This window comes from Allobosea lupini (assembly GCF_900109525.1).
Taxonomy (GTDB): Bacteria; Pseudomonadota; Alphaproteobacteria; order Rhizobiales; family Beijerinckiaceae; genus Allobosea; species Allobosea lupini.
Genome location: NZ_FOAN01000011.1, coordinates 35,719 through 48,233, shown reverse-complemented (window position 1 = coordinate 48,233; position 12,515 = coordinate 35,719). Strand labels below are relative to the sequence as shown.

Genomic DNA, 12,515 nt, shown 5'->3' with positions numbered 1-12,515 from the left:
CCATTATCGAGGGCGCAGGTGCAAGCGCGAGCGTCGCTCATGCTCCGGCATTCCGGCCGGATGCCACCGCCTTGCGCCGACGCAGGCCCCCACGAACCAAAAGCGATCAGCGCGGCACTGCCCAGCAGAACAACAAGACGCATAGAAAATCCCCCAAGCCGCAGCTCAGAGTTGCAGGGCCGGGGAGTGCACGTCCAGAGCCTGCGAGAGCCGCGCGCTGAGCGCGCGGCCTCGAAACCCGATCGATCCGCCGTGACCGCTCAGATCTTCGCCCGCGGATCGTGCTTGGCGAGGCGGCCGAGCAGATAGTCGACCTCGGCCTTGGCCGCGGCGGTCAGGCCGGGCCCCGGCTTGCGCTGCGCGTCATGGCTGAGGATGCCGCGCTTCATCATCACATATTTGCGCACGGCGAGGCCGACGCCCTGCTGCTGCTCATAGCGCAGCAGCGGCAGATGCGCGTCGAAGATGTCATGGGCCTCGTCGCGGCGGCCGGCCTTGCTGGCCTTGACGACGTCGATCAGCAGTTCCGGGAAGGCGTAGCCTGTATTGGCGCCGTCGGCGCCGCGCTCCATCTCGAAATCGAGGAAGAGCCCGCCATTGCCGGTGAGGATCGCGACGCGGCGCAGCGAGCCGTCGGCCTCGAACTTGCGCAGCGTCGAAATCTTCTCGAGGCCCGGCCAGTCCTCATGCTTCAGCATCACGCAGGACGGGTTGTCCTGGATGATCTTGCGGATCACCGCCGGCGTCATCACGACCGAGAGCGTCAGCGGATAGTCCTGGATGACGAAGGGGATGTCGGTGCCGATCGCCTCGACCGCCTGCGCGTAATAGCCGGTGATCTGGTCGTCGGTCCGCAGATTGGTCGGCGGAGCGATCATCACGCCGCCGGCGCCGAGATCCATGACCTGCCGCGCTAGGGAGCGCATCGCAGCGAAGCCTGGAGCGGAGACGCCGACGATGATCGGCTTGGCCCCCATCTTGGCGACGGCGCGCTTGACCAGCCCGATCGATTCCTCCGGCTCGAGCTTGGGCGCCTCGCCCATGATGCCGAGCACGGTGACGCCATCCGAGCCGATGCCGTGATAGAACTCGAACAGCCGGTCGGCCGAGGTCCAGTCGACGCTGCCGTCCGGATTGAACGGCGTCGGCGCGATCGGGAAGACGCCGGAGGCTTCGGGGGTCAGAGGCATGGCTCGATCCTAGCTATTGAAGACATTCAAGAAGCGGTCGTCCCGGGCGACCGAAGGGAGACCAGGGACCCATTCCGGAACCTTGATGGGTGAGGTTCAGGCATGGGTCCCGGCTCTGCGCGGCTTCGCCGCTTCGGCCGGGACGACCTGTCTCCTCTGGTATTCAAACAATCCGCGTCCGGACGGTGCCGACGCCGGCGATGACGCCTTCGAGCAGATCGCCCTTGACGACGGCCGCGACGCCTTCGGGCGTTCCGGTCATGATCAGGTCACCCGGCGCCAGCGTGACGAAGCCGGACAGATACGAGATCGTCTCCGGCACGTTCCAGATCATCTTGGCGAGATCGGAGCTCTGGCGCACCGTGCCGTTGACCTTGAGCTCGATCAGCCCCTTGTCGGGGTGACCGGCCTTGGCCGCCGGGACGAGTTCGCCGATCGGCGCCGAGAAATCGAAGCCCTTGCCCATGTCCCAGGGCTTGCCGGCCTTCTTGGCCGCGCCCTGCAGGTCGCGGCGGGTCATGTCGAAGCCGGCGGCATAGCCGAAGACGTGGGAGAGCGCATCGGCTTCGGCGATATCCTTGCCGCCCTTACCGATCGCGACGACGAGCTCCATCTCATGGTGCAGGTCGGCGGTCTTGGGCGGGTAGGGCATGTCGGCGCCGCCGGTCAGCACGGCATCGGACGGCTTGGTGAAGAAGAACGGCTCCTCGCGATCGGGATCGCCGCCCATCTCGCGGGTGTGCTCGGCATAATTGCGGCCGACGCAGAAGATGCGGCGCACCGGGAAGAGCCCGCCGCCGGCCACCGGGATGACGGCGACCTTCGGCTGATCGATGACATAGCTGGACATGGGCACGCCCCGTTCGAGAAATACGGCAGCGTTCATGCGGGAGCGCGCCCGCCGGGGCAAGTGCCGGGCATGCGATGGCGGGCCTGCGCTCCTCGCAATGACGCCTACGACGCCTTCGGCAGGTCGGGCACCTTGTAGGCTGTCGTCGCCTTGATCCGCTCCATGGCGAAGCGCGAGGTGACGTTCTTGAGCGGGATCGTTTCGATCAGCTTCTTGTAGAAGGTGTCGTAGGCGGCCATGTCGGCGACAACGACGCGCAGCATGTAATCGACGTCGCCGGCCATCCGGTAGAACTCGATCACCTCCGGCATCGCAGCGACGCTCTGGGCGAATTTCTCGAGCCAGGGGCCGGAATGGTCGGCCGTCTCGATCTGCACGAAGACGGTGAGCCCGAGCCCGATCTTTTCGGGCGCGACCAGCGCCACGCGCTTGATGATCACACCGGTCTGCTCAAGGCGCTGGATGCGCTTCCAGCAGGGGGTTTGCGACAGCCCGACCCGATCGGCGAGCTCCGCGATCGAGATATTGGAGTCGGCCTGCAGCACAGTCAGAATCTTGCGGTCGATGGCGTCCATCTCTCGATCCATGGTGGGAGAGAAAAAACTCATTGCCAGATTGTGACAATGGAGAATTTTCTTCTTTTTGAGGGGCGATACTTGTCTTTAGATAGAAAATCCTTTTATCAGACGTCAATAGGCTAGATATCACACACCGTCTGGGGAATTAAATCATGGACCGCCGCCAGTTCCTGCTCGTCGGCTCGTCACTCGCCGCAACGCTGCCCTTCGGCGGCGCTTTCGCCCAGGAAACGGTTCCAGCCCGCATCGGCTACATCCCGATCATCGGCACCGCGCCGATCTTCGTCGCCAATGGCGAGGGCTGGCTGAAGCAGGCCGGCATCACGCCGACGTTCACCGTATTCGAATCCGGCCCGAACATGATCCAGGCGCTCGCCTCGGGCACGATCGATTTCTACGTCGCTGGTGTCGCCCCGCTCGCCGTCGCCCGCTCGCGCGGCGTCGACATCCGCGTCGTCGCCTCGACTGCGACCGGCGAGAACGTCTTCGTCGCCGCCCCGGCCCTGGCGAAGTTCTTCACGACCGGCACGAGCGCAGCCGCCGCCTTCAAGGCGCACAAGGCCACGACCGGCAAGCCGGCACGCCTCGCCACCCAGCCCGCCGGCTCGGTGCCCAACACCGTGCTGCAATACTGGCTCTGGGAGGTCGCCAAGGCCGACAAGGGCGATGTCGAGATCGTGCCGATGGGCATCGACGCGACGCAGCAGGCCGTGCTCGCCGGCGCCGTCGAGGGCGCAATCGTGCGCGAGCCGGCCCTGACCATCGTCCAGACCCGCAACCCCGGCATCAAGCTGATCGCCGGCGGCGAAGACGTGTTCCCCGGCCAGCCCGGCACGGTCGTCGCCGTCTCCGGCGCCTTCGCCGCCAAGAACGGCGCCGCCGTGCAGGGGCTGGTCTCCGGCCTGGTCAAGGCGGCCGACATCCTGATCAAGACCCCGGCCAAGGCCGCGCCCCATGTCGGCGCCGCGCTCGGAAAGGGCATCGTCGACCCCGCTTTGATCGAGAAGGCACTGGTCTCGCCAGCGACCCGCTTCGAGATCGACCCGCGCAAGATCATCGAGCCCGCCCGCGCGATGCAGGCCTATCAGGTCAAGCTCGGCTCGCTCGAGAAGGAACTTCCGTTCGACGGCCTGTTCGAGACGCAGTATTACGAGCGCGCCATCAAGGGCTGACGGGGCTATCGATTTGCGTTCACTGCGGGCTCCGGCCCTTGCCCTGACGGGCCTCGTCGCCTTCCTGCTGCTCTGGGAGGCGATCCCTTATTTCGGCATCGTCAATCCGGCCTTCCTGCCGGGCCCGAGCGCCCTGCCGAGCGCCTTCCTGCGCGAGGTCAAGTCCGGCGCCTGGCTCTCGGCGATCATGGGCTCGCTCGGCCATTACTTCATCGGCCTGTTCACCGGCGCAGGGCTTGGCATCGCGCTCGGCGTCTTCACCGGCATGTCCAAGATCGCCGAGGAGACGACCGCCTGGGTGGTTCGCGTGCTGCGGCCGATCCCCGGCCTTGCCTGGGTGCCGTTCGCGATCATCTGGTTCGGCGTCAACCCGCAGGCGGCGGTATTCATCATCGCGATCGGCGTGTTCTGGATCGTCTTCTTCGCGGCGCAGGGCGCGATCCGCGGCGTCGACCGCGACCTGATCGAGGTCGCCGACGCTTTCGGCTTCCGCTCGCCGCTTCAGCGCCTCAGCAAGATCCTGCTGCCGGCGGCATTGCCCGGCATCCTGATCGGCGTGCGCACCGCGCTCGGCCAGGCCTGGATGGCGGTGGTCGCCGCGGAGATCTTCGGCGTCGCCGGCGTCGGCCAGCGCATGATGCAGGCCTCCAGCCTGCTCGCGACCGATATCGTGGTGATCTACATGCTGACCATGGCAGCGCTTTACGGCCTGCTCGACACATTGTTCGTCGCCTTCCAGGGATGGGTGCTGCGTTGGAAAGCGTGATCGACATCAAGGAGCTGTCGCTCACCTTCACCCGCGACGGCGAGGCGACGCAGGTGCTGCGCAAGCTCAACCTCTCTGTGGCCCCAGGCGAGTTCCTCGCCATCGTCGGCCCCTCCGGCGTCGGCAAGTCGACGTTGCTGCGCGTCATCGCCGGCCTCGCCAGGCCGAGCGGCGGCGAGGTCGTGATCAATGCGAAGGACAATACCCGCCGCCCGGTGGCGCTGGTCTTCCAGGATTCGCGGCTGCTGCCCTGGCGTAAGGTGATCGCCAATGTCGGCTTCGGCTTGGAAGGGCAGGCGCCCCGGGCAGAACGTCTCGCCAAGGCGCAGCAGACGCTCGACCTCGTCGGCCTCGGCCATCTCGCCCAGCGCTGGCCGCACCAGCTCTCCGGCGGCCAGCGCCAGCGCGTCTCGCTGGCGCGCGCGCTCGCGGTCGAACCCGAGATCCTACTGATGGACGAACCCTTCTCGGCACTCGACGCGCTGACGCGCGAGACCCTGCAGGACGAGCTGATCGAGGTCCGCCGCCGCACCGGCAAGACGGTGCTGTTCGTCACCCACGACATCGACGAAGCCGCCTATCTCGCCGACCGGGTCGTAGTGCTCTCCGGCGCGCCCGGCCAGATCATTGCCGAGCACAAGATCGTGGCCGCCCATCCGCGCCGGCGCGGGGCGGAAGCGGAAGCGCAGATCGTGCGGGCGGTGCGCGTCGATCTCGGCGCGGATATCGTGAGTGACGGGGCTGCGATCTGAACTGCCGGACGCGGCGCTCGCGCGAATTCACGCCGGACTTGTTACTCACAACCGCCCGAGGCATCCGGCTACCGTTCTCCCATCGCACCAGACGAGAGGAGAACGTCATGACCAACCGCGATTACACCCTCAGCTTCACCGTCGCCCAGTCACCGGACACCGTCTTCGCCGCCATCGCCAATGTGCGCGGCTGGTGGTCGCAGGAAATCAGCGGCGGCACCGAGCATGTCGGCGACATCTTCGCCTACCGCTACCAGGACCTGCATCGCTGCAGGATCGCGATCACGGAGGCGGCGCCCGGCAAGAGAATCGTCTGGCATGTGCTCGACAACTATTTCAGCTTCACCCGGGACGAGACCGAGTGGAAGGGCACGGACATCGTCTTCGACATCAGCGACAAGGACGGCGTCACCGAAGTCACCTTCACCCATCGCGGGCTGGTGCCGAGCTATGAATGCTTCGAGGCCTGCTCGCAGGGCTGGCGCATGTATGTCGAAGGCAGCCTGCGCGACCTGATCATGACCGGCAAGGGCCGCCCCAATGTCGGCGAGGCGATGACCGAGAGCGAGCGCATTCTCGCCGCCTGAGCGCATCCGCCATGGGATGGAGGGGCGCCGAACTCGCGCTTTGGCGCTCCCTACGCAGAAAGTTCGTTCGCCTTTACGAACGCGGGCGACGGTGATATTCCCTTCGTCCGTTATATCGAACAATACGGACGAGATATCATGGCGAACGACGCGACCGGCGCGCCTCCACTGCACCCCGAAACCCAGCTCGTCCATGCCGGCACGCTGCGTTCGCAGTTCGGCGAGACCTCGGAAGCGCTGTTCCTGACGCAGGGCCATGTCTACGACAGCGCCGAGCAGGCCGAAGGCCGCTTCCTCAACACCGACCCCGGCTTCCAGTACGGGCGCCTCTCCAACCCGACCGTCGCCATGCTGGAGCAGCGCATGGCTGCCTTCGAGGGCGCCGAGGCCTGCCGCGCTACCGCGACCGGGATGGCGGCCGTCACCGCGGCGGTGATGGCCCCGGTGCGGGCCGGTGACCACGTCGTCGCGGCACGCGCGCTGTTCGGCTCCTGTCGCTACGTCATCGAGGACCACCTGCCGCGCTATGGTGTCGAATCGACGCTGGTCGACGGCACCGACATTGCCGCCTGGCGCGCTGCGATCAGGCCGAACACCAAGCTGCTCTTCCTGGAGAGCCCGGCCAATCCGACGCTGGAGGTGATCGACATCGCCGCCGTCGCCGCGATCGCCAAGGAGGCCGGCGTCATCCTCGTGGTCGACAATGTCTTTGCAACGCCACTCTTCCAGCGCCCGCTCGAACTCGGCGCCGATCTCGTCGTCTATTCCGCCACCAAGCACATCGACGGCCAAGGCCGCTGCCTCGGCGGCCTTATCCTCGGCTCGAAGGCGCTGATCGAGGCCGATATTCAGACCTATCTACGCCAGACCGGCCCGGCCATGTCGCCCTTCAACGGTTGGGTGATGCTGAAATCGCTGGAGACGCTGCCCCTGCGCATTCGCCAGCAGGCACAGAACGCGACTGCGGTCGCGACCTGGCTCAAGGGCCGCAAGGACCTGCCGCATGTCGCCTTCATCGGCGATCCCGACCATCCCCAGGCCGACATCATCGCCAGGCAGATGACCGGCCCCTCGACGCTGATCGCCTTCGAGGTTACGGGCGGCAAGGACGCGGCCTACCGCTTCCTCAACCGGCTCAGGCTGATCCGCATCTCCAACAATCTCGGTGACGCCAAGAGCCTGATCGTCCATCCGGCGACGACGACGCATCAGCGTTTCACGGCGGAGGTGCGCGCCAGCATGGGCGTCGGCGACGGTCTGGTCCGCCTTTCGATCGGGCTGGAACATGCAGACGACCTCATCGCCGATCTCAAGCAGGCGCTCGACGGCTGATTCGAACCAGTGTCGCGGCCGCGCGTTGGACCTTCGGCAACAACCGAGGTTCAACCCATGATCCGCAAGCCCGCCTGCACGAAGACCGCCTGCACGACCGCGCTTCTCGCCCTGCTCGCCGCGCCGGCGTTCGCTCAGAACGCTGCGCCGGCCTCGCCGGCACCCGTCGAAAAGCCGTCCTCGCCGGAGCTCGTCGCCTGCAAGGCGACTGCGATGGCGGCACTGACGGCGCGCGAGCCCGAGATCAAGGACATCTATATCGACGAGGATGGGCTGACGATCGCGGTGTCCGAGACCAAGGTCGAGGATACGCCGATCAAGCGCATCATCATGGGCGAGGCCTATCTGAAGACCGACAAATCCGACAAGCCGCGCCGCTTCCTCTGCCTGGTCGGCGAGAAGGGCAAGGTGCTGCTGACCTTCTTCACGCAGCGATAGGCAACGCCTCAGCCGCCATCGACGATCTGCGTGGTCGGCCGGTCGCGGCCGTCGGCCAGCTCTTCGTGCCATTCGCCCTTGGCATCCTGGTAGACGATGCCGTCAGTGACACCAGGCCTCTTCTGGCGGGCAGCGGCTTTGTTCGCCGCCTTCAGCGCGGCGTCATGCGAGCGGAAGGTTTCCGAAAGAGCGTCGCCGACCTTGTAGGCCCAGCCGCCATCGTGCTGGACGATCTCGTACTTCACCATGACCATGAGCGTCCTCCATGGCTCACTGATCGAACCAATGGCGTGCGCCCCCGGTTCCACCGACGGCGAGGATAGCCCTGCCTCGCCCGCGGCGAAAGAGTGTCTCGACGTTCAGTCGCCGTTGCCGGTATCGGCGGCGCGCAGCCCGTCCAGCACCGGCATCGAGGTGATGTGGTAGCCGGCATCGATATGGTGGATGTCGCCGGTGACGCCCGCTGACAGGTCAGAGAGATAATACAGAGCCGAGCCGCCGATCTCGTCCAGCGTCACCGATTTGCGCAGGGGCGAGTTGGCGCGCTGCCAGGAATACATGGCGCGCGCGTCCGAAATACCGGCGCCGGCCAGCGTGCGCACCGGCCCGGGCGAGAGCGCATTCACGCGGATGCCTTTCGGCCCGTAATCGGCAGCGAGGTAGCGCATGCTGGCTTCGAGCGCCGCCTTGGCGACGCCCATGACATTGTAGTTCGGCATCACGCGGGTCGAGCCGCCATAGGTCAGCGTGATCATGCTGCCGCCTTGCGGCATGCGCTCGGCCGCGCGCTTCGCCGCTTCAGTGAACGAGAAACAGGAGATCACCATGGTGCGCGAGAAATTCTCGCGGGTGGTGTCGGCATAGAGCCCCTTGAGCTCGTTCTTGTCGGAGAAGCCGATGGCGTGGATCAGGAAATCGAGCGTGTTGCGCTCGGGATCGCCACCCCAGGCCTCGTCGATTGCGGCGAAGGCGGCATCGACCGTCGTGACGTCCTCGACATCGCAGGGAATCACCAGTGTCGAGCCGATGCTCTCGGCCAGCGGCTTGACGCGCTTGCCGAGCGCCTCGCCCTGATAGGTGAAGGCCATTTCGGCGCCATGCGCATGCAAGGTCCGGGCGATGCCCCAGGCGATCGAATTCTGGTTGGCGACGCCCATGACGAGGCCGCGCTTGTTGTGCATCAGGGGGAGCATGGGGGTCACTATTCGTGTTTACGGGCCGGAGCGGGCGGAGGGCAGATCTGTTTGGCTGAAATCCTGCCCCTTGAACAGGATGCGAGCATCATGAACGGCCGCGCAGGCATAGGCAAAACAATCGCCCATGTTGAGCGCCGCCGGATGACGCCCTTTGCCGAAACGGTCGAAAACGGATACCGCGACGTGACCCTGCCCCTCATCGATCGGTGCGACGGCAATCGACATCCGGCTCAAGGTGAGATGAACCTCGTCCCTGGCGATAGCCGCAGGAATGGCATTGACTCGCGCGATCGCGAGCGATGCCTCATAGATCGCCAAGGGCGAGGTTATGGCGGACTCGCCCTCATCGAGGGTACTTGCGAGATCGGCCGCGTCCGGCTCACCCAGGATCATGGCAACGATCGCCGAGGCGTCGACATAGATCATTCGTCGCCCGACAGCCAATCGTAGAACGCCTTGTCGGCCTTCAAACCTGTCTTCGGATAGGCGGCGACGCGCTCTTGGATGTCCCGGATACGCTCGATCATCGGCCGTTTGTCTTCTTCGAGCTTGGCAAGCTCGCTTTCGACGGCGCCTCGCACGGCCTCGGTCATGCTCACGCCCTTGCGGGCCGCGAGCTGCCGCACGGCCTTGTCCGTTCTCGGATCGCGGATGTGGAAAGCCATCGGATGCTCCGTCTAGACGAGGCATATAGTCGTCTAGACGACCGCTGTCACCTCAGAGGTGCTTCTTCACGGCCGCCGCCGTGTCCTTCGAGCTCGCCAGCGGCACGATCTCGAAGCGGGCGAGATCGCCCCAGGCCAGCACCCATTCCTGCAGCTTGGTGACGTCGTCGCACTGCATCACCTGGAAACACCGGGCAAAATCCGCCGAGATCCAGCTGTCGATATAGGTCAGGCCTTCGGGCATCATCCGGCCATGCTCATGGAAGCGGGCGTAGATCTCCTTCACGCGCGCCTGGTCGAAATGCTCGATCACCATGAAGAGCATGGCCCGCTCCTCAGGCTTCCAGACGCTTCATCACGATCGTCGCGTTGGTGCCGCCGAAGCCGAAGGAGTTGGAGAGCACGCAGCCGAGGCCGGCATTGTCGATGCGCTTGCGCACGATCGGCATGTCGGCAAAGGCCGGGTCGAGCTCCTCGATATGGGCGCTCTCGCAGATGAAGTCGTTGTTGAGCATCAGCAGCGAATAGATCGCCTCCTGCACGCCGGTGGCGCCCAGCGAATGGCCGGTCAGCGACTTCGTCGCCGAGATCGGCGGGCTCTTCTCGCCGGCGCCGAAGACCTCGCGGATCGCCTCGATCTCCTTGGCGTCGCCGACCGGGGTCGAGGTTCCGTGCGGGTTGATGTAGTCGATCTTGGCCTTCACGCCGTCGAGCGCCATGCGCATGCAGCGCACCGCGCCCTCGCCGGACGGAGCGACCATGTCGTAGCCATCCGAGGACGCGCCGTAGCCGACGATCTCGCCATAGATGCGGGCGCCACGGGCCTTGGCGTGCTCGAGCTCCTCCAGCACGACGACGCCGGCGCCGCCGGCGATGACGAAACCGTCGCGGCGGGCGTCATAGGCGCGCGAGGCGACCGCGGGCGTCTCGTTGAAGTCGGACGACATCGCGCCCATGCCGTCGAACAGCACGGAGAGCGTCCAGTCTAGCTCCTCGCAGCCGCCGGCGAAGATCACGTCCTGCTTGCCCCACTGGATCAGCTCATAGGCGTTGCCGATGCAGTGGTTCGAGGTCGCGCAGGCCGAGGAGATCGAATAGTTGACGCCCTTGATCTTGAACCACGTCGCCAGCGTCGCCGAGGCTGTCGAAGACATGCCCTTGGGCACGGCGAAGGGACCGACCTTCTTGGACGAGCCGCTCTCGCGCGCCTTGTCGTAGGCGTCGATCAGCGCGCGGGTCGAGGGGCCGCCCGAGCCCATGATGATGCCGGTGCGCTCATGGCTGATTTCTTTGTCTTCCAGGCCGGCATCGCGGATGGCCTGCTCCATCGCGACCTGGTTCCAGGCCGAGCCGCCGCCATGGAAACGCATGGCGCGGCGGTCGAGCACGGTCGCAGGATCGAGCGTGGGCGCGCCGGCGACGCGGCTGCGGAAGCCGTGCTCGGCGAAATCCTGAGCATAGGAGATGCCGGACTTGGCCTCGCGCAGCGAGGCCAGCACTTCCTGCGTATTGTTGCCGATGGACGAGACGATGCCCATCCCGGTGACCACAACGCGTCTCATGCTGCTTCTCCGGCTCTTTGGTGACGGGCCGGGAGGCCAACCCCGGACCTATGATAGATCGACACCCGCGCAAATGGACCGCGCGGACAGCGAAGGCAAGGCGCGACGATCGCCTTTATGATTCCGAGCGGGATTTCAGCGAAAACCGGTGCCCACTTTTCGCATCCCGCTCGGGTTTATTTTGCTTAGGCTGCTTCCGGCTTGAACAGGCCGACGCGCATATCGGTCGTCGTATAGATGCGCTTCCCGTCGGCCTCGAGCCAGCCATCGGCGATGCCGAGGACGAGCTTGGACTTGAAGACGCGCTTGAAATCGACGCCGTAGACGACGTGCTTGACCGAGGGCAGAACCTGGTCGGCGAACTTGACCTCGCCGACGCCGAGCGCGCGGCCGCGGCCCGGCAGGCCGAGCCAGCCGAGGAAGAAGCCGGTGAGCTGCCAGAGCGCATCGAGGCCGAGGCAGCCCGGCATCACCGGATCGCCCTTGAAATGGCAGTCGAAGAACCAGAGGTCCGGCCGGACGTCGAGCTCGGCGCGCACCATGCCCTTGCCATGCGGGCCGCCGGTCTCGCTGATCTCTGCGATACGGTCGAACATCAGCATCGGCGGCAGCGGCAGCTGCGCATTGCCCGGCCCGAAGAGTTCGCCGCGCCCGCAAGCGAGGATCTCCTCGTAGCTGAATGACGATTGCCGCTCCATATCCGACTTCACTCCATTCAGGCCGCCCGCTATCCGGTGGCCAACTCCCGATGCAACGTGCCTAACACGGTGGCGCTGCGGAACGAAAGGGTCGGGGCGGCCTACCGTGGAAGATCGCAGCCCGTTTCCTGCCAAGGCACCGAGCCAAAGCCGGCCGGCGGCACCGCGATGCTTGCAGCTGGACAACCAAGGCCTTACATCGAATCTAAACGATGGCGTCCCGATCATGGGGACGGGTTTCACGGAGACGACGCGCGGCATGGACGGCCTGACGCAGGACCAGGGCTACGGAACGGACGCGCGGCAGGGCTGCCCCTTCCACGATGTGCGCCAGAAGCTGCGCCGGGTGGGCCTGCGGCCGACGCGACAGCGGGTCTCGCTGGGCTGGCTGCTCTTCGCCAAGGGCGACCGGCACATCAGCGCCGAGATGCTCTACGAGGAGGCGATGAAGGCGCGCGTGCCGGTCTCGCTTGCGACGGTCTACAATACGCTGCATCAATTCACGCAGGCTGGCCTGCTGCGCGAGCTCGCGATCGACGGCGCCAAGACCTTCTTCGACACCGACAACAGCGACCATCACCATTTCGTCGTCGATGGTGAGGACAAGGTCATCGACATCCCGGCCTCGGCGGTCGACGTCGCCGAATTGCCGCCTCCTCCCGATGGCTACGAGATCAGCCGGGTCGACGTCGTCGTCAGGCTGCGCAAGGTCGCCGGCTGAGGCTTCCG

Annotated in this window: 17 protein-coding genes; 7 read left to right on the top strand and 10 right to left on the bottom strand. The window is 65.8% G+C overall.

What is annotated here, in order from left to right; all coding sequences use genetic code 11:
• Window positions 1-260: 260 nt before the first annotated feature.
• The 3 genes from BMZ21_RS25590 to BMZ21_RS25580 all read right to left on the bottom strand — a co-directional run bounded on the left by BMZ21_RS25590 (window position 261) and on the right by BMZ21_RS25580 (window position 2,648).
• A complete protein-coding gene (locus BMZ21_RS25590) occupies window positions 261-1,190 on the bottom strand; it encodes a dihydrodipicolinate synthase family protein (RefSeq protein WP_091841495.1) in 930 nt (309 codons plus the stop codon).
• A gap of 163 nt (window positions 1,191-1,353) precedes the next feature.
• Entirely contained in the window at window positions 1,354-2,040 is a 687-nt protein-coding gene (locus BMZ21_RS25585; protein WP_091841492.1) for a fumarylacetoacetate hydrolase family protein, read from the bottom strand.
• Between the two features lie 104 nt (window positions 2,041-2,144).
• On the bottom strand, window positions 2,145-2,648 hold the full coding sequence (locus BMZ21_RS25580; RefSeq protein ID WP_091841490.1) for an Lrp/AsnC family transcriptional regulator: 504 nt from the start codon (window positions 2,646-2,648) through the stop codon (window positions 2,145-2,147).
• Between the two features lie 122 nt (window positions 2,649-2,770).
• Here BMZ21_RS25580 and BMZ21_RS25575 point away from each other — a divergent pair, with 122 nt between their 5' ends.
• From BMZ21_RS25575 to BMZ21_RS25550, 6 genes are all read left to right on the top strand, one after another.
• Entirely contained in the window at window positions 2,771-3,790 is a 1,020-nt protein-coding gene (locus BMZ21_RS25575; RefSeq protein ID WP_091841487.1) for an ABC transporter substrate-binding protein, read from the top strand.
• Window positions 3,791-3,803: 13 nt separating this feature from the next.
• On the top strand, window positions 3,804-4,556 hold the full coding sequence (locus tag BMZ21_RS25570) for an ABC transporter permease (protein WP_091841484.1): 753 nt from the start codon (window positions 3,804-3,806) through the stop codon (window positions 4,554-4,556).
• Entirely contained in the window at window positions 4,532-5,308 is a 777-nt protein-coding gene (locus BMZ21_RS25565; RefSeq protein WP_091841481.1) for an ABC transporter ATP-binding protein, read from the top strand. Before BMZ21_RS25570 ends, BMZ21_RS25565 begins: the two co-directional genes overlap by 25 nt.
• A gap of 107 nt (window positions 5,309-5,415) precedes the next feature.
• On the top strand, window positions 5,416-5,895 hold the full coding sequence (locus BMZ21_RS25560; protein ID WP_091841477.1) for an SRPBCC family protein: 480 nt from the start codon (window positions 5,416-5,418) through the stop codon (window positions 5,893-5,895).
• 138 nt (window positions 5,896-6,033) lie between these two features.
• On the top strand, window positions 6,034-7,227 hold the full coding sequence (gene metZ / locus BMZ21_RS25555; protein ID WP_091841474.1) for an O-succinylhomoserine sulfhydrylase: 1,194 nt from the start codon (window positions 6,034-6,036) through the stop codon (window positions 7,225-7,227).
• Between the two features lie 57 nt (window positions 7,228-7,284).
• Window positions 7,285-7,665: a hypothetical protein gene (locus BMZ21_RS25550; protein WP_091841470.1), complete on the top strand. Its 381-nt coding sequence runs from the start codon at window positions 7,285-7,287 to the stop codon at window positions 7,663-7,665.
• Window positions 7,666-7,673: 8 nt separating this feature from the next.
• Here the strand turns inward: BMZ21_RS25550 and BMZ21_RS25545 are convergent, their stop codons facing one another.
• The 7 genes from BMZ21_RS25545 to fabA form a co-directional block, all read right to left on the bottom strand.
• On the bottom strand, window positions 7,674-7,919 hold the full coding sequence (locus tag BMZ21_RS25545; protein ID WP_091841467.1) for a DUF2188 domain-containing protein: 246 nt from the start codon (window positions 7,917-7,919) through the stop codon (window positions 7,674-7,676).
• A gap of 105 nt (window positions 7,920-8,024) precedes the next feature.
• Window positions 8,025-8,858, bottom strand: a complete 834-nt coding sequence (gene fabI / locus BMZ21_RS25540; protein ID WP_091841464.1) for an enoyl-ACP reductase FabI — start codon at window positions 8,856-8,858, stop codon at window positions 8,025-8,027.
• 18 nt (window positions 8,859-8,876) lie between these two features.
• Window positions 8,877-9,287 (bottom strand): type II toxin-antitoxin system VapC family toxin, encoded by a 411-nt coding sequence (locus BMZ21_RS25535; protein WP_091841462.1) that lies wholly within the window; start codon window positions 9,285-9,287, stop codon window positions 8,877-8,879.
• Window positions 9,284-9,526 (bottom strand): type II toxin-antitoxin system VapB family antitoxin, encoded by a 243-nt coding sequence (locus tag BMZ21_RS25530; RefSeq protein ID WP_091841460.1) that lies wholly within the window; start codon window positions 9,524-9,526, stop codon window positions 9,284-9,286. The genes BMZ21_RS25535 and BMZ21_RS25530 overlap by 4 nt, the downstream gene beginning before the upstream one ends.
• 52 nt (window positions 9,527-9,578) lie before the next feature.
• Complete coding sequence (locus tag BMZ21_RS25525; protein ID WP_091841457.1) at window positions 9,579-9,851, bottom strand: DUF3303 domain-containing protein; 273 nt, start codon at window positions 9,849-9,851, stop codon at window positions 9,579-9,581.
• Window positions 9,852-9,861: 10 nt separating this feature from the next.
• The gene (gene fabB / locus BMZ21_RS25520) at window positions 9,862-11,088 is read right to left on the bottom strand and encodes a beta-ketoacyl-ACP synthase I (protein WP_091841454.1); all 1,227 of its coding nucleotides are present in this window, start codon (window positions 11,086-11,088) and stop codon (window positions 9,862-9,864) included.
• Window positions 11,089-11,273: 185 nt separating this feature from the next.
• Complete coding sequence (fabA, locus tag BMZ21_RS25515) at window positions 11,274-11,786, bottom strand: 3-hydroxyacyl-[acyl-carrier-protein] dehydratase FabA (RefSeq protein WP_091841451.1); 513 nt, start codon at window positions 11,784-11,786, stop codon at window positions 11,274-11,276.
• 259 nt (window positions 11,787-12,045) lie between these two features.
• On the opposite strand from fabA, the gene irrA reads away from it, so the two are divergent.
• Window positions 12,046-12,507, top strand: coding sequence for an iron response transcriptional regulator IrrA (irrA, locus tag BMZ21_RS25510; RefSeq protein WP_199777491.1), 462 nt, complete (start codon window positions 12,046-12,048; stop codon window positions 12,505-12,507).
• Window positions 12,508-12,515: the final 8 nt, after the last annotated feature.